The organism is Leptolyngbya boryana PCC 6306, from assembly GCF_000353285.1.
GTDB lineage: Bacteria > Cyanobacteriota > Cyanobacteriia > Leptolyngbyales > Leptolyngbyaceae > Leptolyngbya > Leptolyngbya boryana.
Genome location: NZ_KB731324.1, coordinates 1551104 through 1570951, shown reverse-complemented (window position 1 = coordinate 1570951; position 19848 = coordinate 1551104). Strand labels below are relative to the sequence as shown.

The window sequence follows — 19848 nt, the reverse complement described above, 5'->3', positions numbered from 1 at the left end:
ATAGCATGTGGAGCCACCGATCTAAAACTTACCGTGAACCACACGTTTTTAATGCAACCCGGACGTTGGACGCTTCAAGGCAACTGGCTGGAGCGCGAAGAACTTCCGATCGCGGTCAAAGGCAGAATTCTCATCGCCTGGAGCCGCGATGATTGGTTCACAATGATTACGAAGCTCACCTTCCCCTATCACGATCGTGATGAAGTGACGTTGCAATATCGAGGACGCTTGAGTGCAGGCGATCGCCGTTATACATTCGTGCTTCAGCATAGCCAACTCGGACGGGTTGAAGGCGAAGGCTTGGTTGCACCGGAGTCGCTTGTGCAACGGCATTGGGTGTTAAGCGATCGCCAACAGCGCCGCAGTAGTTTTGAAACTCTGTATCGATTGAACGACGATCGCTATTATTTCTCAAGCACGACACTCACCGGACATCACCTGAACAGCACCATGGAAGCGACCTTAGAGCGGCAGGCAGAACAAAATACTTAAGTACAAGATTGTAGCTTCATAAAGTTATTACAAAATCGAAGCTGTCCATACTGAAAGCATCTTGTTCATCGATTCCCCTTCCCTGCATGGCTGACCCTAGAATTGGACAACTGCTCTCAAATCGCTACCAACTGATCCAACTGATCGGTCGTGGTGCGATGGGGCAAGTATACAAAGCAGAAGATGTCCTGCTCGGCGGGGTCATTGTTGCTGTGAAGTTTCTTTCACAGACGTTACTGACTCGCAAAATGCGCGATCGCTTCCGCAGCGAAGCTCGAACCTGTGCCTTGTTAAGTACAAAAAGTATGCACATTGTTCGAGTCATGGACTATGGCGTGGACGATCAAGAAGTGCCTTACTATGTGATGGAATATCTAGAAGGCAATAGTCTGAGCGATGTGATTGGGGTGCAGAATTTACCATTGCCGCGATTTTTAAGCCTAGCGCGCCAAATCTGCGCAGGGCTGCAATGCGCCCATCAAGGAATCACGATCGAGGGCACGACGTATCCGATTATCCACCGTGACATTAAGCCCAGTAATATTCTCGTCATTCAAGATCCAGGATTTGGGGAACTCGTTAAGATCTTAGACTTTGGCATCTCGAAGCTGTTGCAAAGTGATGCTAGCCAAACGAGTTCTTATATGGGCACGTTGGCATATTCCTCCCCGGAGCAAATGGAAGGGCGCGAACTGGATGCACGATCGGACATTTATAGTTTGGGTGTGCTGCTCTACGAGATGCTGACTGGGAAAATGCCGCTCAAAGCAGATACGCATTCTTTTGGCGGTTGGTATAAAACGCATCATTTTCAAGCTCCAGAGCCTTTTGAAGCGATCAGTCCTTCAGCGAAAGTGCCAAAGATATTGGAGTCTTTGGTGATGAGTTGTCTGGCAAAATTACCACAAGACCGTCCTGACACGATCGAAGATATTCTCAAAGCGTTGGAGCCGTTAGAACAACGCTACAATGCGACTCGTCAAATTAGTCATCGCATCGGGGAAGCGCTACTCCGGCGACCTGTTGTGACACCGCCGAGAGATCCGAACGGTCTTTCGCCAGATGAAGCCTGTCAGTTAACGACTTGGCCTAAAAATAAACCGATCGCGCAAATTGTCTTTCCCCATATTCTCGAAACCAAGCGTGAGACTTCTGCAACGCTTTGGGTGATGTTATCGCAGCAAGAAATTGAGAACATTCAAATTGGGAAGCTCTACAATCAGTTTTTCAAAACCTTCTTGTGTATTCAATCCCCGCATCCAGTCATCATGTGGGTCACTGCGCTATACAATCAACTCCAGCATAAAGATGGCAATCCTCGCTGGCTCAAGTGTTTTCTGGATTTGAAGACCGAGCAAGGGCAAAAACTGACGCGATTACTGATCGAGAAAGAAAGCTACTACATCTTATTTTTTGCGATCGAAGATCCTCATCACTGCGCTTACGTGATGCCGTTACAGACAACACCAATGCAGCGATCGCAGTTGCTCGAATGGATGCTCGCGAGTCAAACTTGGGCATCGGTTGGCAATGCTGCTACGAGTAAAGAGTTGCTCAAAACCGAATTTGAGAAAGCAAAGCCAAAAATCATTGCAGAGTTAGCCAACCGAGATTCGCAGATTAAAACGCTGCTGCCTTAAGGAGCAGGAAACAATAAGATTGGATGCATACTTTGACGCAGGAGTTCAGCCGCAAAGCTTGGGATTGCGCCAAATGCATGATCGCTCAAATTAGAAGACAAGGCGATCGCGCTAATATCGTTTTCTTGGGCTGCTTGTAGAATTTGAGTCAGCGCATTCCCTTTACGAAGTTCAATTTCAGCTTGTAGTCCTGCTGCTTGTAGTTGTGCTTTCGCAGGCTCTAAGGTTTCAGTCAAGATCTGCTGTTCTTCTGCGGCTGAAAGTTCATAGTGTCCACTTTCAAGGACGCGACAAATCATACAAGCAGGAGAAGCATTGGCGCGTTTGGCAATTTCAGCGATCGTATGTTTGGACGCATCGCTGTCATCGTATGGAACGAGCAATTCTCGAAACAGATGCTGACAGCGTAAGCTCAATTCTTCGGAAGTCATGGCTGAGATCAACTGCGGACGAATTGCCAGGATGGGAATGGGAGATCGCTGAGCTAATTCTACCGTGGTACTGCCAAATAGCTTTTCTGTGAGCAGATTGCGGCTTTGAGTCCCCATCAAAATGACATCTGATTGATGCTTTTTGACTGCGCGCAGCATCACCTCAATCGGTTTCCCGCTTTCGACTTCGACTTGAACGTCAATCCCGGTTAGATTGTGCTCCAGTGCAGGAGCAAGTTGAGCCTGTGCGCGTTCAATTTTTGCTGCATCCGGTTTTGGCATACCCGGATCTGCCGCAATAGGCACACTGTGCAGAAAGGTAATTTGTTGTATTCCGCCCTGTGCAAGCTGCGGTACGAACCGCACGAGGCGCTGAAGACCGTCTGTCAAATCTGTGCAAATGAGAATTCGGTGAAACATAGGGAGTGAACGATCGCGGTGTTGCTTTTACTGTGCAACATTGGACGCAATCCGACAAGGTTTCGATGATTTCTGTTGTGTCTTGCCTGTTCCTACTGAGTGCGACATCTCTCCACTTCACAGAATGATGTGAATTCGTTTGAATTAGGATGGCTTGGAATGGTCTTGCAATTCTTGAGGGTGGAGCACTTTGAGAAGTCAAGATCGCATGTTGCAAACGATAATATGCAAAATCCCCTCAGATCTGTGTTTACAAGATTGAGGGGATTCTGTATCTTCAAAGCTCGCTAAATAAGGGGATTTAGCGAACTGAACCGAACGACTGCGATGAGCGAATATTGCTATCCGATCGTCGTCCTGTCCGGCTTAGTCAAGCGCGTTTTTAACGCCACTCACTGCCTTATCAACAGCCTGTTTGGTGTTATCGATCGCTTTCTGAGTCCGAGATGCATCCTCGTTTGCACGCTTCTCGATCCGAGCTGCATCTTTTCGAGCTTTCTTCGCAAAGAAGCCGCCATCGGTGGCATCAGAAACCTTCGATGCATTGCTTCTCGCTGCATCTTTGACGGTCTCACGTGCTCCACGCACAAAGTTTTTGGTATTTGCCGTATCTTCACTCACTTTCGAGTGAACGGTATTCTCTGCATTCATCGGAGCCGCGATCGAGAACGCAGGACTTGCAAAAATCATCACCGCAGCCAAAGCAAAACTCATCAACGCTTTCACAACATAGTTTAGTTTCATAGGATACACTCCATATGTAATTTCATCTTGTTGTACCTGGTTTGCGCTGTGGCTCAAATCGCTCGACCGATAGAGCTTGGAATATCTCAGGATGTAATCATTGACTCAACCAAGCGATCGCTTGTCGAATCCAAGCTTCGGTATCTGCTGATTTCGACAAGGCTGTATTCTGCCCAACTGCTTGCAACGCCTGTGAAATTTCTTGATCGGTATAGCCGAGCGCGAGTAGCGTCATTTCTACATCTTCGAGAATATTCGCCGCAGGTCCTGCACCCGGAGTCACGACAATTCCCGATTGTTGTCGCCATTCGGATAGCTTCGTTTTTAGCTCCAACGCAATCCGCTCGGCTGTTTTCGCTCCCACTCCTGGCGTTCGAGAAAGCAAGCGCGTATTGCCCGACACGATCGCTTGCACCAAGTCCTGCAATCCCAGAGTATCGAGCAACGCAACAGCTAACTGGGGTCCAATCCCGCTGACGCTCACCAATTGCCGAAATAGATCCCGCTCTGCTGCTGAGCCAAACCCAAACAACGTCACCTGATCTTCTCGCACATTCAAATGCGTAAAAATCTGCGCCTCTTCACCTTGACCTGGTAGAGATTGAATCAATCGCGGTACAACTTGAATGTCATACCCGATTTGATTCACCTCTAACGTCAAGGTGACGCGATTAGTGTTGGTTTTTTGAATTGCAGCGATCGTACCTTTAAGATAGCCAATCATAGAATTTTTACTGAAAGCCGAAGTATTTTAGCCCTTCTAAGATGCCAGCAGCACAATGAGATTGAGCCAGATAATGATGCGGAATCGGATGATCTCGATGCCAAGCGAGCAGTTCTGCTTGAGCATTGCCGACAATGATGCCGCGTTCTTCTCCGACCGCAAATAAAGCAATATCATTCCCCGAATCGCCACACACGATCGTTGCTTCAGGTGCAAAATTTAAGGTCTGCCGCACAAAGGTCAAAGCCGATCCCTTATTCGCATGACGGGGCAATATGTCTAAGTCTCTGCCGCTACTGTAAATCAATTGCACGTCTAAACCCTGTTGAGTCAGCAGTAGCTCAAGTTGCGGTAAAACCTCGATCGCAGCTTCTTCCGTCAAGAAAAAGCTAACCTTAAATTCGCTTTGCTCGGTATCCGGTTGCAGGACAAGATCAGCGAAATGCGCTGTAGTTGACCTAACCTGCTCAACGTTCCACCCGATTTTGAGCTTTTCTGACCAAGTTGCATCCGGCTCTCCTGCTAAATCTGTATAGATCGCAGTACCAACGGCGGCAATCAGCAAATCGGGTTCAAACAGAGGAGCTTCGGCTGCTAACTCTCGGTACAGCGCTAGCGATCGCCCGGTCGAATACACAATTTTGCTGCCGTGCGATCGCGCTTCTAGCAACCACTCATTCAAGGCTTCGTGAGCGAAGTCATCGCCCACCAACGTATGATCCAAATCAGTCACAAATAAAAACGGCGACACATTTCACCTCATAACTGCCACTGTACGAGTTTAGATCTCAACTGCAAAAATATCTTGATTCCCAAGATTGAGCTTTGAAATCCGAATTTCTTGTAGCGAAACTGCTCCTTCTTTGCGACCGTCTCCTAGAATCATTAGGCTGGCTAGATTATTTTTATGGTCATTGATTTTGGGCGGGAAATTTGCGGGGTTCTGCCGTCTGCGGAAACACGAGAATGGTTGGTCACAAACGGAATTGGTGGATTTGCATCCGGCACGATCGCAGGGGTTCTCACCCGCCGCTATCACGGACTCCTGATTGCAGCACTCAAGCCTCCCCTCGATCGCACACTGCTGGTGACAAAGCTGGATGAGTCCGTTCGATACGGTGAAGATGTTTACCCGCTCAGCACAAATCGTTGGTCAGATGGAATTGTTGGCCCGCACGGATACCGACATCTTGAGCGCTTTTTTCTCGAAGGAACGGTTCCGGTTTGGCGATACGCTTGTGGCGATGCCATCCTCGAAAAACGCATCTGGATGCAGCAAGGTGAAAACACAACCTATGTTCACTATCAATTACATCGTGCAACACAGCCGTTAACACTGACGTTCAAGACATTTGTAAATTATCGGGATTATCACGGTAATACCAATGGAAATGGTTGGCAAATGGAAATAGAGGAAATTGAGCATGGTTTGAAGCTCTCTGCCTATCCTGATGCAACGCCTTTCTTTTTAATCTGCCGAGGTGCGAGCGTCACAGCCTTTCATGATTGGTACTACGGATTCGATTTAGCCGTTGAGCGATCGCGAGGACTCAGCGATCGAGAAGATCATCTGCATGCTGCAACATTTCAAACCACGCTCTATCCTGGTCAGTCGCTCACCTTCATTACGAGTACAGAAGCGAATCCGAATCTTGATGGCGAAACTGCCCTACGCGCCCAGCATAATCATGAACAAAGACTATTTGACTGCTGGCGACTCGATCGCGTCAAACAAGTCGAAACCTCTCCAATTTGGGTGCGCCAACTGGTACTTGCGGCAGATCAGTTCATTGTGAATCGTGCTCCGAATGGGAAAACCATCATTGCGGGATATCCCTGGTTTGGAGACTGGGGACGCGATACGATGATTAGTCTTTCGGGCTTAACGCTAGCAACCGGACGAGTAGAAATTGCCCGATCGATTCTCTACACGTTCGCGCAATATCTCGATCGAGGGATGCTTCCGAATCGTTTCCCTGATGCTGGAGAAATTCCTGAATACAATACTGTCGATGCAACGTTATGGTACTTCATCGCGATTTTTGATTACTACAATGCAACCGAAGATCATGATGTAATCGATAATTTATTTCCCATGCTGTCTGAAATTATCGATTGGCATTGTCGTGGGACTCGGTACAACATTCACTTAGATTCAGCCGATGGCTTGCTGTATGCCGGAGAAGCTGGAACTCAATTGACCTGGATGGATGCCAAAGTTGGAGATTGGGTGGTTACGCCTCGGATTGGTAAACCGATCGAGGTCAATGCTCTTTGGTACAATGCGCTGCGAATTATGGCAAAATTCGCTCGGCAACTCGGGAAACCTTACCGAGAATATGACGCGATGGCAGAACGAGTGCTTGCCCGCTTTGAACGCTTTTGGAATGCAGAAGCAGGCTACTGCTACGATGTTCTCGATTCACCTGAGGGCAACGATGCCTCACTGCGCCCGAATCAGATTTTTACGGTTTCTCTGCCGGAAAGTCCATTGAATGTGAATCAGCAGAAAGGCGTGGTCGATGCTTGTTCGCGATCGCTGCTCACATCTTACGGATTACGATCGCTTGATCCACGCGATATGAACTATCGAGGACGGTACAGCGGTGACTCAGTTCAACGAGATGGAGCTTACCATCAGGGCACAGTCTGGGGCTGGTTGATTGGATCGTTTGCGATCGCGCATCATCGAGTGTATGGTGATCCGGTCAAAGCCCGAGAATTTCTCGAACCGATGGCAAACCATCTGCGGAATCAAGGCTTAGGCAGCCTCAGCGAAATTTTCGATGGAGACGCACCGATGATGCCACAGGGGTGTTTCGCTCAAGCCTGGACGGTTGCAGAAGTCTTACGAGCTTGGATTACTTTAGCCAAGAGCTAAATCATCGATCGACAGAATGCATGAGCGAGGCTGTAATTCAGGCTCTCAATTCTCACAATTAAAGTTGGATTAGATTTGTTGGTACCGTTTCTAACTCTTGGCAGATTAGCATCAATGCCAGAAGACAGAGGGCGATCGCAGATTGAATTTCTACAGTAATAGCGTATCTATCATTACAAAAAATTCACATCTAACGACCTTCGAGGAGAAAAATGAATCTTTTACAACGCACCTTGGCAACTCTCAGTGCAACAGGTACAGCCGCATTAATGGCACTCCCTGTTCTCGCACAATCTGCTCCTACTGCTGCGGAGTGTTCAGCTTATATTAATGGTGGAGTTGGAGGTCCAGTGGATACTCAATCTTCCTCCAATTATTCCAATCAAACCTCGTCTTCTGGCGCTTCTAATCAAACCTCTCCTTCGAGCTACGATACGGCATCAAGCGGCATTCAAGGAAATACCTCAGTTCCACTCGGAAATGGTGCAGTTCCCCCTTCGCCTTCGAGTGTGAATCAATCTCCAAGTTCGACGAACATGGAGCAGTCGATGAATGCAGAAACGATTAGTTCGACTCAATATAATACAGTTCTGCAAGCCGCAGGCTCGCCTCAGCACCGTCAGTTTGATGCAAACAACCGCAGTGCTGCGATCGCATTCCGCAACAATGGTCCTGCTGGAACTTCAGGGCACGAAGCTATGATGAATCTCGAAGCTTACCGAGAAGGTCAGAACTTGATCGCGTCGCGGAATTTGAATGAAACTGCGATTCGCACCTCGTCTAACCCGATTCCGGTTGCTTGTCTGCCTCGCTAGTAGCGGATTCGTGGATCAATATAAGCATTGATAATGTCGATCGCAATACTCGCGATCGACACAATTGCCGCAAAGAAAACGACAATGCCTTGCACCGTGGGATAGTCTCTTTGATTAATGGCTCGGTACAAGCGATTTGCAAGTCCCGGCCAAGAGAATGTCACTTCGGTGAGAATTGCTCCTCCTAACAACGCAGCCAGCGTCAGCCCCAGAATTGTAATCACTGGAATCATTGCGTTTTTCAAGGCGTGATTGATCAGGATTTTCGATTCTGGGATTCCTCTTGCGCGTGCCGCTTCGACATATTCGGCTTGCAAAGTCTGCCTAAGATTGACGCGCACAATTCGCTCAAAAATCCCACTAATCAGCACCCCTAAGGTGATCGAAGGTAAGGCGAGATAGTAAATCGCGATCGCAAATTGCTCGAAATTTCCACTCAGCAAACTATCAATCGTATATAAACCCGTGACATTCGGCGGCGGGCTGATCGTCACTGGGAATCGAGTCCCCAATGGAAACCATCCCAAACCGACTGAAAAAATTAGCTGCAAGACCATTCCAAACCAAAACATCGGAATGGAGTACGTAATAATGCCAAACAGCCGACCCGTCGCATCGAGTGAACTATTCGGACGTGAGGCAGAGATCGCGCCGACGGTTATGCCGACAACGAGCGCGATCGCTAAACCGACGATTGTTAGTTCAACCGTTGCCGGAAAGAACTTGCCAATAATTTCCCAAACCGATTGTCCTTGAGTCGTCAAAGACTTACCCAAATCGAAGCGCAAGAGCGCTCCAATATAATCAAAGTATTGAAATAGCAAAGATTTGTTCAATCCAAGCTGCGCCCGCAACTCGTCTTTTGCGGCTTGCGATGCCCGAGTGCCTAGTACTACAGTTGTAGATATTGGGAACCCTAGAAATGTCGTGAACATTTTGGGGCTGGTGGTCGATGCTGAGTCATCCAGGTGCATTGCTACAAATGAGGACTGAGGTGCAGACATGGCTGCGTGAATTCGATGCACTGATTGCGCGAGTCGGGTATCAGTTCGGACGAGTCGAAGCCAGACAACGGATGCAGGAGTACGTTCAAGGGTTGCTGAGTCCAATTGAGCGCAAGAACGGTTGGCAGTTGTCAGAGCAATGTGGCGATGAGACACCTTATGGCATCCAACATCTGTTGAATCGGTCAAAATGGAGTGCAGATGAGTTGCGGGATGATGTTCGCAGCTATGTGGTGGAACAGATGGGAGATCGTGAAGCTGTGCTTGTGATTGATGAAACCGGATTTCTCAAAAAAGGCAAGCATTCCGTTGGGGTACAGCGGCAGTACTCTGGAACCGCAGGACGAGTCGAGAACTGTCAGATTGGCGTGTTCCTAGTCTATGCAACTCGTCAAGGACATACATTTCTTGACCGAGAATTGTACTTGCCGAAAAGTTGGACAGACGACGCGGCACGTTGTCGAGCGGCGCATATCCCCGTGGAGCGCAAGTTTGCTACCAAGCCAAAACTGGCACGTATGATGCTGGAGCGAACGTTTGAAGCACAAGTGCCCGTGGGCTGGGTGACAGGGGATAGTGTGTATGGCAGTGACTACCACTTGCGCGATTTGTTGGAACAACATCAGGTGCGCTATGTGCTGGAGGTCGCGTGTGATCACTCGGTCAGTTTCAAGTGGGAAAAACAGCGGATTGACCAAGTTATTGCTGAACTTGACTCCAGTGATTGGTCACGCCTGAGTGCAGGCAGCGGTGCAAAAGGACAACGCTGGTTCGATTGGACAGCGATTGCTATCCCGCATCCTGAGCGACCAAACTGGCAGCGTTGGGTGGTGGCACGCCGTTCTGTTGACCAACCCAATGAAGTTGCCTACTTCTTAGCATTTGTTCCGACGGAAACTCCCCTCGAAGCCGTCGTCAAGATCGCAGGCACGCGCTGGACAATCGAAATGTGCTTTCAAACTGCCAAAGGGGAAGTCGGCTTCGACCAGTATGAGGTCAGAACTTGGCAAGGCTGGTATCGTCATATCACCTTATCTTGCCTCGCTCATGCGTTTTTGACGATAGTCCGCTCACATGCATCTGAATTAGAAAAAGGGGGGCATCTATCGCGTCAGTTCTCCGCATTCAAGCGCAAGCGTGGTCTGTAATTCCAAACTCAATTGCTGAGATTCGCCGCTTGATCTGGCATTTAGGTTGGGAACTCAAACAGTCGATGTTGTTTCGATTGCATTGGTCGATGTGGCGGCAACAGCATCAAACAGTGGCACAGTTCCATCACTACAAACGCCGTCAGGCTATATATTCCCAAGACTTATCACGATAGATCTACAACTGTAGTACTAGCATGGCATCAACTGTATCCCCAGGCGTGGCTCTCAGCAGCAGAAATACGATCGTCGTAATCAGCCAGAGCATCAGCGGAGCCATCAATAGACGAGATAAAACGTAGTAGCGTAACGCACTCGATCGAGACATAGCTTTCTATGATTTTTCAACAACCTGGCTGCCATGACCTCGCGGATCGCTTGGCTTGGTTCCAACGGGCGATGAGAACGCCGAAGTTTGTCCAATACTCTGAGCGTGAGGTAAATCTGAACCAGAAGATAACGCTACCAGATTTTCTTCAATAATGGTGCGTGGTTGTTCCCCAATTGCTTGCGCGATCGCGGTTCCTTTGTCATTCAGATAGACGAAATGCGGAATACCATCGACGCGATACGACAAAATCTCTGGCAACCATTTCTCGTTATCCACATTCAGCATGACGAAATTAATGCGATCGCCGTAGCTATCTTTTAACGATTTGAGTTCGGGAGCCATTGCCTGACAGCTTGTACACCAATTGGCGTAAAACTCCATCAGCGTTGGGTTGCCATTGGTGAGTGCCACTTCCAGCGGAACTGCCTCAGCAGACATCGCATTCAGCGAAACGCCTGTAGTTTGAGTTTTCAGCCCAAGTGCGACGGCAACCGAAAGAGTGATTGCAACGATGGCAATAAGAAAGTTTCGGATACGATTTGGGGTTGAGGATTCCATGATTTCTGATATCAGCAATTTTCTATAGTTTACCGACCCTTTAAGACAGCATCGACGAATTCGCAAAATCCATTGCCTTCTTCTGCGATCGTTACATAAGTCGGCAAATGCTGAAGTTGATTCTGATAACGCTTCAGATTCGCAACTCCAATCGAGATGGGAAACTGGCTTGCATCAAATAAACTTTCGTCGTTGGGACTGTCGCCGATCGTGGCAATCTGTTCGCGATCGTAGTGGGTAAAGTCATGCTCTAAAATTCGGCTCAATCCCAATGCTTTGCTTTGTGCTACCAGTTTCAGGTGACATTGAATCGTGCTGTATGTGAAGCCCCAACCTTTGGTTTGGCACAGGAGATTGATGCGTTCGAGTTCTTCTAACGTCAAATCTGCCACATCAAATGTCCAATCTGTTCGCCGAAAGGCATTATCACTCGATTCTTGCAGATTAGGAAAATGAGTCTGCAACTCGGCAAACATCTCTGCTAATTTCTGACGATGCAAATTCACATCGAGAATTGGGACAAGGAATTCTTGAGTTTCACCGCGATAAAACAAGCCGCCATTCTCTGCGATCGCACCCCAGATCGGCAAATAATTCGCTAAGCCGCTCACCCAACCTGCCGATCGCCCCGTCACCACAAGGATTTGAATTCCAGCGTGATGGCATCGATCAAAGGCTGCTAACAGTTTCGTGCTGAATTTTTCCTGAATGGTCAGCGTTCCATCCATATCTGTTGCAATTAATCGAATTCGGTGTAAATTTTCAGCACAATCGAGTGGTGTCATTTCAAAAAAATCCTGACTTGATTTGTGTACAAATTATCAAGTTCCCAGTGACATCGGGGCATTCTGGAATCGACCACCTCTTCCTGTAAAAACGTCTTATGTCGATGGTGTCCCCCCTTTTGGCTCAGACTGCTGCAAAGCCTGTCAAAACTCAATCTGCATCGAGTCAGCCTGCTCGTCCGAATTCTCCTGCTGGCGGTAATGTTTGGATGATGACCTCCGGCGGGCTGTTTTTACTGCTGATCGTTTTAGGGGTTTTCTCGACACTGCAGGCGAATAAGCTGAAGAAACAGGTGAAGTTTGAGATCGTTAAAAATCGCGAAATTCAGAAAAAGCTGAAATATGCGGTGGAAATGATGGGGAAAATGGAGCGCAACCCCGATCTGATTCACTCGCGTGAATTTAACCTCGACTATCTGCGGATGAGAATGGCAGAAGAGGTCTTCCATTTCGCGATCGTCAATCAAATCAAAATCAGAGTCAAAGACAAAATTACATTGGCACTCCGCCCGACTCAAGCAAATCAGGGAGAAATTGGAATTGCGAGCACAGGTCGCCAAGTCGATGAAATCTTTGATGTCTTGTACAAATCTGGCGAATCGGCTCAATCGACTCGCGTCCTGTTTCGGATTCAAATCAAAATTCTCAAACTTCCAACTCAGCCGACTTCTGTGACGATCAATCAAATCATTGATTGCTTTGAAACCTTCCTCAGCCCCACGCATGAAAATGATACGTGGCAACCTGCGATTCAAGGCAGAATCGCGAACATGCGCTGGGATCAAAATGCCAAACCCACGCCGCTCCTAGTTTTAGAACAGACTCAAGAAGGCTCGAACGTCACCTTCAGAACAAATCGCATTGCGAGTAAAAACTAGGCGTCTAAAGTAGTTTGAATTTTCAGGATTCCAGAGCTTCCGTCTTTACTATTTTTGTCCTCGATCGCTTGCTGCTGTCGTTCTGAGCTAGCGCGCGCTAATAGCGAATATTTTCCAGCCTGAGTTGGTTTCCACAGATAGCGCCACAATGTCCATTCATGCGGCGATTCTGGACGATTCTGCTCGGCAGCTTGCCAGGTTACACCGTCATCCGTACTGATTTGAATTGACGTGATCGCAGTCGATCGATCCAAAGCAACTCCTGCTAGTAAAACGCCTTTTTCCCAGTTATCGCGGGTGAGTTTGACTTGATGCTGCTTGTTCCAGACTCTAGAATCGTGAACTTGCCGCATCAATGAATGAGTTGGGATTTCGGCAGTATTCGACCAGCCTTGATTCTCCCAAAATCCGGTCTTCGTTTTGGCGATCGCATCAATTCCGACGATCCATTTCGGTTGCTTCTGCCCAAAATGTCCCGGAATGATAATCCGAACCGGATAGCCATGTGCTGCCGTTAAAGGTGTGCCATTCATTTGATGAACTAATCGCACTTCAGGACGCATTAATTCTGCAACAGGTAAAGTCGTTTCATACCAATCTGCGCCTTTCATCGCAAACTCGATCGCGCTTTTTTTCACACCTGCCTGCTTCAAAAAGGGCAGCAATGGCGTACCTGTCCATTTCGCATTCCCGATTAAATTCCCACCTGCTGGATTGCCGATACATTCCATCGTCAGGTAAAACTCTTCTTGCGGCGCATTGAGAATATCTTGAAAGTTCAAAGTCACAGGAGTATTGACTTCACCCCCAATCTTCAACCGCCATTTCTCAACATTCACCTGAGAAGGAAGCGCATAAGACTGCACATAAAACTCGTCAAGCGGCGTGATCAAATGATCTGGTAGAGCTTCAGCCGGATCAAGCGAAAATAGTAAATCCATCGATTTAGCTTGACAGCCACCCAAAACGCTTGCAGCAATCAGCCCGCCCGAAGTTTGACCTAATAATTTCAGAAGTTCTCGACGATTCACAGCAAGCTCACAAGGTAAAATCTCAAATTTATTATCCTATCAATCTTGTTGAGGTGGAGAAGGATCGTCAGGTGGGTGCTGTCCTGCATCTCGCAACAATTGCCGTAAATTCACTACCCCCGTACGATTGATTCGCAACGCGTTCACAGTGGCTCGACCCGTTGGTGTCAGTCCCAGCATGAGAGTTGTGTCTCCATTCCACGCAAAATGCTCTACCCAATTCATCTGGCGAGGATTGTACAGCGGCACAGCTTGTGCAGAAACTGGATCAACTGCCTCAGTCTTAGTGTACTTATAGTTATTACAGCCTTGACAAGCCAACGCTAGATTTTCTGCAACCGTTTTACCCCCTCGGCTCACAGGTAAAATATGCTCGATCGCTAAAGTCTCCAACGCGACTCGTGCAGGACTACGGCAATATTCGCAATATCCTTGAGCACGCTCAAAAACAAGTTGTCTCAGTCCAATAGATATGTATTCCCTAGACATAGCTAGGAGCCTGAATTCCTAGCTCATCCATGACCTGCTGTAAGGATACATGACGTAGCGCTGCTAATTTTGTAAGCGCTTCCAATCGCTGAACGGTGAGATCTTCAATACGATCGCTCAACTCTAACAATTCTTCGTACTCCAAATTGCTCAGCATTTCGGCATCTCGTTTCTCAGCCAATTCTTGATATCGCTGATGGAGTGTTGCTGGAATTCCTTGATTGATTTGCAGCAGTAATTCGGATTCTGCTAACGATAGAATATTCGCTCTACGCTGTGCTTGCAACAAGAGAGCTTGACGAACCAATTGATCTAAGTCGGTTTCGTCTAATGCTTGAACTGCATGTAAAAGTTCATCAAGGCTCATCAACGTTTCCAAGCTCTCTGCTCACATCATATCTGAATTCTAAAAGGCGATCGTGAAGTCACCGATACCCTTAAAGCCCTGAGATAGGCAGATGTGCGGTGATGATTGCTAACTCATTGCTGCGAGTGTCGATCGTGCTGTTTCACAATCTGCTTGAATCTGCGCCTTCAACTCTTCTAATGACGCAAACTTTTGCTCAGGGCGAATAAACTCCTCAAGTTCCACAATCAGCGTCTTTCCATACAAATCGCCCGACCAATCGAGCAAATGCACTTCGATCGTTTGACTGAGACCATTCACCGTCGGACGATTGCCAATGTTCATCACACCCAGAATCGAAGTTTCTCCAGCCCCTGAAACTCTCACCGCATACACGCCCCGGCAAGGCACAAGCTTATCTCCTAAAAGCTGCAAATTCGCAGTTGGAAATCCGATCGTGCGACCCAGTTGTTGACCCGTTACGACCTGTCCAATCAGCCGATAAGGTCTGCCGAGCATTCGATTCGCGGTCTGCAAATCTCCAGACAACAGCGCTTCTCGAATTGCTGAACTACTAATTCGCTTGCCTTGAAAGAGTAACAACGGCACGATCGTCACCCCAATCCCAAACGTTGCCGCGATCGCTTTCAGATCGTCCGCCGTTCCCGTGCGTCGATGTCCAAAACAAAAATCAGCCCCTACACTCACCTGTCGAGCCTGAAGCTGATTGACCAAAATTTCTTCGACAAATTGCTGCGGCGTTAGCTTTGCCAGTTCACGGTTAAACGGCAGCAACACCAATTGTTGAACCCCGATCGCTTCTAGGTGCAACACTTTCTCTTCTTGAGGCGTGAGCAGCGATCGAGGTTCTCCAGTGAAAAATTCTTTCGGATGTGGACTAAAAGTTACAACCGTAGTCCGGGCGATCCCGTCATTTTCCAGCACAGGTGCAATGACTTGTCGATGCCCCAAATGGATACCGTCAAAGTTTCCCAGGGCAACGGCAGTCGGAGTTAAAGCAGTAGTCGGCGATGAAGTTATCCACACGCTTCACATTTTTACACACTTCGATCCGCAAAAGTTGGAAGACAGTCTTAAAAATAGACAAATCTACCCCTGCACGATCTACCACTGTGCGAGTCGAGTCGCAGGTTCAGGGAAAAGCGCCTGGAATCCCGCTTGGCGATCGCTGGCAGGCTCCGGAGCAATATCCCAAAGGCTCTCGTAATAGAAGTAGGCAACGCCTAACCCTCGTTCCTGAGCCGCTCGCGTTTGCTCTTGAATTTGGCGAATCGAAACGGGATTTGTTCTTTGCCCTGTGAAGACCCCAACCCCGGTTGAGATTCGTTTTTGGGCTTCTTGAATTTCAGGACGTGAAATCTTTTCAATGAAGCTTTGCAAATTCGGACGGTACACTTGCACAATCAATTCATCTGCAATCCCTTGCCGAACCCAAGCGAGCCAGTCCTGCAAATGGAATTTGTAGGCAAAGTCATAATAGTTAGGTGAAATTGAGAAAATTGCATTGGGTTTGCGGTCTCTCACGGCTTTCTTCAATTGCGCCATGAATGCCGTAATTTTGTTGGCTCGCCAACGCATCCAAGCTTGATCCGCTGGATTATTGGGAACGTCTTTTTTTGTCTCTCTCTTATAGAGCGCTCGGGTGTAAGCATCATAGCCAAACTCACGCGGCAGGCTCATATTGTCATCAAACTGAATCCCATCCACGTTGTACTGAGTCACCACTTCTAAGACTAAATCGGTGATGAACTGCTGCACCTGAGGATGAAAGGGATTGAGCCAAGCCACTTCGCCTGCTCCACTGATGGAAGTCTGGTCGCCATTGCGCTGCTGAGTCAGCCAGTCTGGATGATTCAGCGCGAGTTCTGACGTGAACGGAATCATGAATCCGAACTCAAACCAGGGAACGACGAGCAAGCCTCGACGACGGGCGCGATCGACAACATCCGCGAGAATGTCATGTCCATCTGAACCACGATACACAAAAGGCTGGATGCCCTGGCGTTGGGCAACTGCACTGGGATACGTCACATATCCAGAATTCCACACCACCGGATAAATCGTATTGAAATTCAAGCGTCCCAATTGATCCACTGCGTTCTGCACTTTCGTGCGATCTTTCATGACATCGAGATCGTTGAACGTCAGCCATACACCTCGAATCTCGGTGCGAGGAATTTGTGGAACGACGGGTGAAGGTTGAACAGTCGGGGTCGGAGTCGGTTGTGAAGGAAACAGGAGAGGACGTTGCATCTGAGCGATTGCAGGAGTACTCGCCCAAACAACAGTGACAAAAGATGCCAAAAAGAGCGGCATCAGAATCGTTTTTCTCCAGTGACGGAACCAGGATCGAAGCTTAATCATGAGCAACTCAATCAACATCAAAACAGGCAAAATGCACTAGCTCTACAGTTTACAAGCATGGAGGAAGGGCATCGGGATCTGATTTCGTGCAATATCAAAACTTTGTAAACTCAAAACTTTGTAAAATTTCAGATCCCAACCTGACGTGACGCATTTTCTCTCTGGAAGTGCCCGATCGCTTGCCAAGAGGAATGAACAATTCTATGGTGACTGGATATCAGAATTCGTCCTGATGGGATTCAGGGTTCTGGGGAAATCTAACTTGGGGCGACTGAGAAATGTGCCAATACGGATACGAAGTACTGAACTTTTATTTACCATACTAAGTCAAAGAAATTATTGATGATTGGAGTGTTTTTGCATGAAGCGTGTGCTCAAAATTGGCTTACTCTTTGGGTTTACACTTCTTGCTAGTTCGCCCTGTGTTTTGCCTGCGGTTTCGTCTCCGAAAGTAGATAAGCTGCCTTCGGTAGACTGGTGGCGTTCTAAGGTCAGTTCTCAAATTACTGCAAGTACGGGAAAGCGTTATACAGGTTGCGTTTTCGGGGATTCAATTTCTTCTGGATTGGGCAATTCGCTGGGTCAATCAAACTATAACTTTGCAATGGGCGGCATGAGTACTGTGTCGCTTCTCGAACAGTTGAAGCAGCTTAAAGCAGGCAATATTCAGTGCCAAAACGTGATCGTTGCGATCGGCACAAATGACGCGATGTATTCAATTAACAATGTCGATTTCAAAAATAATTTGCGCCAGATTGTGACGTTAACTCGTGGATTAGGAGCATCAGAAATCACCTTGTTGCCTGCATTTTACTCGACGGTTGAAGCGAGTAAAAATCCAAATGTGGCAGGTACACTCGATCGGGTCGATGAAATTAACACTTTGATTCGTCAAGTTGGAACAGAGCAAGATGTCACGGTGCGAATAGACGTGATTCAACCCTTATTTCGCGATCGAGCGCTGCGGGAAGATCTCACCTTAGATGGCGTACATTTAAATGATTCTGGCAAGCGCATCTATCGTCAAGCTTTGCTCGATCTTTTGAATTCGGCTGTGAGTTCGCGCTAACTACCTCGATAGGTGCTGTACGACCACGGGGAAGCTAGCAGTGGAACATGATAGTGGGCAGTCGCATCTGCGATTCCGAAACGGATGGGAACGCGATCGAGAAATGCAGGCTCTACAGGATGAGCGAATTTCGAGGCGAAGTATTCGCCGATCGCGAAAACTAGCTCATAGATGCCAACGTTGATCTCTGATTCATTCAACATTGGGCTATCAGTCCGTCCATCTGAATTTGTCAAAACTGTTTTAATCAAGGTTTTCTGATCCGTTTGCGAATCAATTTGCCAGAGTTCAATCTTGAGATCTGCGGCAGGACAGCCGTGAGCGGTATCTAGAACGTGAGTAGTCAGTTTTCCCATGAGTTTGATGTGGATGGATTCGCGTCGGGGTTCACGGTTTTAGTCCCTCAAATTCCTAAATTTGGGGACTTTAAAACGATGACTGCCGAAGTGTACAAAATCTAGCAGGTTTTCAAGATTTCGAGGAGACGATCGCTAATTCGATCCGCTGCACCCGGTTCTCCCATACGTCGATGCCCATTGTCGGCGATCATTTGAATGCGATCGGGATTTTCTAACAGCGATCGCACTGCATTCCCCATTTGTGAGGGTTGCTCAACCAAGGTAACGGAGGCACCTAGCAATCGAGTTTGCGCTTCAGCAAAAGCGGGCGTAAATTGTGGACCTTCTCCCGGCATGATGAATGCAGGCTTTCCAAGTCCAATAAATTGTTCAGTCGCCGTTCCCGCCATCGCGATCGCAAGTTCACTGCGCTGAATACATTCTGCAAATCGCCCTGGCATTAACTGGAGTGTGGCTTGTTTCTCGCCGTATCCATTAACGTAAATATTGGATTCTGTAGAAGTCCAGCGATAACTCAGCAATAAATGATGCAGGTGATCGAGATCGATTCCGGGCGCGATCGCGCTTAAAAATCGCATGGGACGTTGAAAATCGCCCATCATCGCATTGAGCGCGCGCAGCATTAATTCCCAATTGGCAAAACATTCAGGCGGGCGCGAACCGGGAATCAACGCGATCGTCAAACAGTCAGACTCTTTTACACCCGACCACTCTAAGCCATCCATCATCGGATTGCCTAAATCAAACGCTGGCACATGAAAGCGCTTGAGAACTTGAGCCGTTAAGCGATCGCGCGGAAAAACAGCCTTACACTGCGGGCGTTTCATTAACCAACGATCCCAAGGTTGAAAAATACATCCCGTGGAACGTTCTAATCGATCGTCCCACCAGGATTTTCGAGGAATAAAGCCATTCTCATCGCGCAAGTAATACTCAGATTTTGCGGTCGCAACAAAGGCAAACGGCAAGCCACTTGTCCAGGCAAATAGCATCGGCACAATATCGCCAACGGCTAAAATCATCCCGCCTGATTTTGCCCAGGTATGAATCGCTTTAATTTGTTCAAGTGTTAATTTTACTAATCCCCCTTGTATGTCTCTCACGAGCTGTTTGTTATCCATATAAATAAATCCACCGGATGGCATAACTTTCACGGTGCCAATCACTGGAATATCTGCTTTTTGATATGCATGGCCTTCGCCTACGATCGGTAAAGCTTCGATCGTCACATCTGATTTCTGTTGTAAAGCTTGAAGAATCCGAATGGCGATCGTATCTTCCCCGTGACCATTACTTAAGCACAATAAACGCATAGTCG

22 protein-coding genes are annotated in these 19848 nt (G+C 47.8%); 7 read left to right on the top strand and 15 right to left on the bottom strand.

The window, feature by feature from the left end; genetic code table 11:
• Positions 1 to 33: 33 nt before the first annotated feature.
• Together LEPBO_RS0107770 and LEPBO_RS0107765 are read left to right on the top strand one after the other, a co-directional pair.
• Entirely contained in the window at positions 34 to 492 is a 459-nt protein-coding gene (locus LEPBO_RS0107770) for a hypothetical protein (RefSeq protein WP_071596146.1), read from the top strand.
• Between the two features lie 86 nt (positions 493 to 578).
• Entirely contained in the window at positions 579 to 2132 is a 1554-nt protein-coding gene (locus tag LEPBO_RS0107765) for a serine/threonine protein kinase (protein ID WP_017286983.1), read from the top strand.
• On the opposite strand, the gene LEPBO_RS0107760 is transcribed toward LEPBO_RS0107765, so the two are convergent.
• The 4 genes from LEPBO_RS0107760 to LEPBO_RS0107745 all read right to left on the bottom strand — a co-directional run bounded on the left by LEPBO_RS0107760 (position 2129) and on the right by LEPBO_RS0107745 (position 5202).
• Entirely contained in the window at positions 2129 to 2983 is an 855-nt protein-coding gene (locus LEPBO_RS0107760) for a universal stress protein (RefSeq protein ID WP_017286982.1), read from the bottom strand. The genes LEPBO_RS0107765 and LEPBO_RS0107760 overlap by 4 nt on opposite strands.
• A 366-nt stretch (positions 2984 to 3349) precedes the next feature.
• Positions 3350 to 3727 carry a hypothetical protein gene (locus LEPBO_RS0107755; protein WP_017286981.1) on the bottom strand — a complete coding sequence of 126 codons (378 nt, stop codon included), beginning with the start codon at positions 3725 to 3727 and terminating at the stop codon, positions 3350 to 3352.
• 97 nt (positions 3728 to 3824) lie between these two features.
• Complete coding sequence (ruvA, locus tag LEPBO_RS0107750; protein ID WP_017286980.1) at positions 3825 to 4451, bottom strand: Holliday junction branch migration protein RuvA; 627 nt, start codon at positions 4449 to 4451, stop codon at positions 3825 to 3827.
• A gap of 7 nt (positions 4452 to 4458) precedes the next feature.
• Positions 4459 to 5202, bottom strand: a complete 744-nt coding sequence (locus LEPBO_RS0107745; protein ID WP_017286979.1) for a sucrose-phosphate phosphatase — start codon at positions 5200 to 5202, stop codon at positions 4459 to 4461.
• Positions 5203 to 5358: 156 nt separating this feature from the next.
• Here LEPBO_RS0107745 and LEPBO_RS0107735 point away from each other — a divergent pair, with 156 nt between their 5' ends.
• Positions 5359 to 7332 (top strand): amylo-alpha-1,6-glucosidase, encoded by a 1974-nt coding sequence (locus tag LEPBO_RS0107735; RefSeq protein ID WP_017286977.1) that lies wholly within the window; start codon positions 5359 to 5361, stop codon positions 7330 to 7332.
• A 212-nt stretch (positions 7333 to 7544) separates the two neighbouring features.
• Entirely contained in the window at positions 7545 to 8147 is a 603-nt protein-coding gene (locus tag LEPBO_RS0107730) for a hypothetical protein (protein ID WP_017286976.1), read from the top strand.
• On the opposite strand, the gene LEPBO_RS0107725 is transcribed toward LEPBO_RS0107730, so the two are convergent.
• Positions 8144 to 9151 carry an ABC transporter permease gene (locus LEPBO_RS0107725; protein WP_144056169.1) on the bottom strand — a complete coding sequence of 336 codons (1008 nt, stop codon included), beginning with the start codon at positions 9149 to 9151 and terminating at the stop codon, positions 8144 to 8146. The genes LEPBO_RS0107730 and LEPBO_RS0107725 overlap by 4 nt on opposite strands.
• Between LEPBO_RS0107725 and LEPBO_RS0107720 the strand changes: the two genes are divergently transcribed.
• The gene (locus LEPBO_RS0107720) at positions 9130 to 10299 is read left to right on the top strand and encodes an IS701 family transposase (protein WP_036045471.1); all 1170 of its coding nucleotides are present in this window, start codon (positions 9130 to 9132) and stop codon (positions 10297 to 10299) included. The two genes, LEPBO_RS0107725 and LEPBO_RS0107720, sit on opposite strands and share 22 nt — an antisense overlap.
• A 178-nt stretch (positions 10300 to 10477) precedes the next feature.
• Here LEPBO_RS0107720 and LEPBO_RS42230 read toward each other — a convergent pair whose 3' ends face one another.
• From LEPBO_RS42230 to LEPBO_RS0107705, 3 genes are read right to left on the bottom strand one after another with little or no spacing between them, the layout of a single operon-like run.
• Positions 10478 to 10627, bottom strand: a complete 150-nt coding sequence (locus LEPBO_RS42230) for a hypothetical protein (protein ID WP_017286973.1) — start codon at positions 10625 to 10627, stop codon at positions 10478 to 10480.
• 6 nt (positions 10628 to 10633) lie between these two features.
• Complete coding sequence (locus tag LEPBO_RS0107710; protein ID WP_017286972.1) at positions 10634 to 11188, bottom strand: thioredoxin family protein; 555 nt, start codon at positions 11186 to 11188, stop codon at positions 10634 to 10636.
• 29 nt (positions 11189 to 11217) lie between these two features.
• Positions 11218 to 11973 carry an HAD family hydrolase gene (locus LEPBO_RS0107705; RefSeq protein ID WP_017286971.1) on the bottom strand — a complete coding sequence of 252 codons (756 nt, stop codon included), beginning with the start codon at positions 11971 to 11973 and terminating at the stop codon, positions 11218 to 11220.
• A gap of 98 nt (positions 11974 to 12071) precedes the next feature.
• On the opposite strand from LEPBO_RS0107705, the gene LEPBO_RS0107700 reads away from it, so the two are divergent.
• Positions 12072 to 12851 (top strand): hypothetical protein, encoded by a 780-nt coding sequence (locus tag LEPBO_RS0107700; RefSeq protein ID WP_017286970.1) that lies wholly within the window; start codon positions 12072 to 12074, stop codon positions 12849 to 12851.
• On the opposite strand, the gene LEPBO_RS0107695 is transcribed toward LEPBO_RS0107700, so the two are convergent.
• The 5 genes from LEPBO_RS0107695 to LEPBO_RS0107675 form a co-directional block, all read right to left on the bottom strand.
• On the bottom strand, positions 12848 to 13882 hold the full coding sequence (locus tag LEPBO_RS0107695) for a molybdopterin-dependent oxidoreductase (RefSeq protein ID WP_017286969.1): 1035 nt from the start codon (positions 13880 to 13882) through the stop codon (positions 12848 to 12850). The two genes, LEPBO_RS0107700 and LEPBO_RS0107695, sit on opposite strands and share 4 nt — an antisense overlap.
• A gap of 39 nt (positions 13883 to 13921) precedes the next feature.
• Complete coding sequence (locus tag LEPBO_RS0107690) at positions 13922 to 14371, bottom strand: HNH endonuclease (RefSeq protein WP_026148487.1); 450 nt, start codon at positions 14369 to 14371, stop codon at positions 13922 to 13924.
• Entirely contained in the window at positions 14364 to 14738 is a 375-nt protein-coding gene (locus tag LEPBO_RS0107685) for a hypothetical protein (RefSeq protein WP_017286967.1), read from the bottom strand. The genes LEPBO_RS0107690 and LEPBO_RS0107685 overlap by 8 nt, the downstream gene beginning before the upstream one ends.
• Positions 14739 to 14846: 108 nt before the next feature.
• Complete coding sequence (locus LEPBO_RS0107680; RefSeq protein ID WP_017286966.1) at positions 14847 to 15764, bottom strand: bifunctional riboflavin kinase/FAD synthetase; 918 nt, start codon at positions 15762 to 15764, stop codon at positions 14847 to 14849.
• Between the two features lie 78 nt (positions 15765 to 15842).
• The gene (locus LEPBO_RS0107675; protein WP_239741302.1) at positions 15843 to 17102 is read right to left on the bottom strand and encodes a glycoside hydrolase family 10 protein; all 1260 of its coding nucleotides are present in this window, start codon (positions 17100 to 17102) and stop codon (positions 15843 to 15845) included.
• Positions 17103 to 17463: 361 nt separating this feature from the next.
• Between LEPBO_RS0107675 and LEPBO_RS0107670 the strand changes: the two genes are divergently transcribed.
• A complete protein-coding gene (locus LEPBO_RS0107670) occupies positions 17464 to 18171 on the top strand; it encodes an SGNH/GDSL hydrolase family protein (protein ID WP_017286964.1) in 708 nt (235 codons plus the stop codon).
• Here the strand turns inward: LEPBO_RS0107670 and uraH are convergent.
• Entirely contained in the window at positions 18168 to 18527 is a 360-nt protein-coding gene (uraH, locus tag LEPBO_RS0107665; protein WP_017286963.1) for a hydroxyisourate hydrolase, read from the bottom strand. The genes LEPBO_RS0107670 and uraH overlap by 4 nt on opposite strands.
• Positions 18528 to 18628: 101 nt before the next feature.
• The gene (locus LEPBO_RS0107660) at positions 18629 to 19843 is read right to left on the bottom strand and encodes a lipid-A-disaccharide synthase-related protein (RefSeq protein WP_017286962.1); all 1215 of its coding nucleotides are present in this window, start codon (positions 19841 to 19843) and stop codon (positions 18629 to 18631) included.
• Positions 19844 to 19848 lie beyond the last annotated feature (5 nt).

Coding starts and splice junctions, on each gene's coding strand:
- LEPBO_RS0107765 (WP_017286983.1), top strand. CDS start 579: ATGGCTGACCCTAGAATTGGACAACTGCTCTCAAATCGCTACCAACTG.
- LEPBO_RS0107760 (WP_017286982.1), bottom strand. CDS start 2,983: ATGTTTCACCGAATTCTCATTTGCACAGATTTGACAGACGGTCTTCAG.
- LEPBO_RS0107755 (WP_017286981.1), bottom strand. CDS start 3,727: ATGAAACTAAACTATGTTGTGAAAGCGTTGATGAGTTTTGCTTTGGCT.
- ruvA (WP_017286980.1), bottom strand. CDS start 4,451: ATGATTGGCTATCTTAAAGGTACGATCGCTGCAATTCAAAAAACCAAC.
- LEPBO_RS0107735 (WP_017286977.1), top strand. CDS start 5,359: ATGGTCATTGATTTTGGGCGGGAAATTTGCGGGGTTCTGCCGTCTGCG.
- LEPBO_RS0107730 (WP_017286976.1), top strand. CDS start 7,545: ATGAATCTTTTACAACGCACCTTGGCAACTCTCAGTGCAACAGGTACA.
- LEPBO_RS0107720 (WP_036045471.1), top strand. CDS start 9,130: ATGAGGACTGAGGTGCAGACATGGCTGCGTGAATTCGATGCACTGATT.
- LEPBO_RS0107725 (WP_144056169.1), bottom strand. CDS start 9,151: ATGTCTGCACCTCAGTCCTCATTTGTAGCAATGCACCTGGATGACTCA.
- LEPBO_RS42230 (WP_017286973.1), bottom strand. CDS start 10,627: ATGTCTCGATCGAGTGCGTTACGCTACTACGTTTTATCTCGTCTATTG.
- LEPBO_RS0107710 (WP_017286972.1), bottom strand. CDS start 11,188: ATGGAATCCTCAACCCCAAATCGTATCCGAAACTTTCTTATTGCCATC.
- LEPBO_RS0107705 (WP_017286971.1), bottom strand. CDS start 11,973: ATGACACCACTCGATTGTGCTGAAAATTTACACCGAATTCGATTAATT.
- LEPBO_RS0107700 (WP_017286970.1), top strand. CDS start 12,072: ATGTCGATGGTGTCCCCCCTTTTGGCTCAGACTGCTGCAAAGCCTGTC.
- LEPBO_RS0107690 (WP_026148487.1), bottom strand. CDS start 14,371: ATGTCTAGGGAATACATATCTATTGGACTGAGACAACTTGTTTTTGAG.
- LEPBO_RS0107685 (WP_017286967.1), bottom strand. CDS start 14,738: ATGAGCCTTGATGAACTTTTACATGCAGTTCAAGCATTAGACGAAACC.
- LEPBO_RS0107675 (WP_239741302.1), bottom strand. CDS start 17,102: ATGATTAAGCTTCGATCCTGGTTCCGTCACTGGAGAAAAACGATTCTG.
- LEPBO_RS0107670 (WP_017286964.1), top strand. CDS start 17,464: ATGAAGCGTGTGCTCAAAATTGGCTTACTCTTTGGGTTTACACTTCTT.
- uraH (WP_017286963.1), bottom strand. CDS start 18,527: ATGGGAAAACTGACTACTCACGTTCTAGATACCGCTCACGGCTGTCCT.
- LEPBO_RS0107660 (WP_017286962.1), bottom strand. CDS start 19,843: ATGCGTTTATTGTGCTTAAGTAATGGTCACGGGGAAGATACGATCGCC.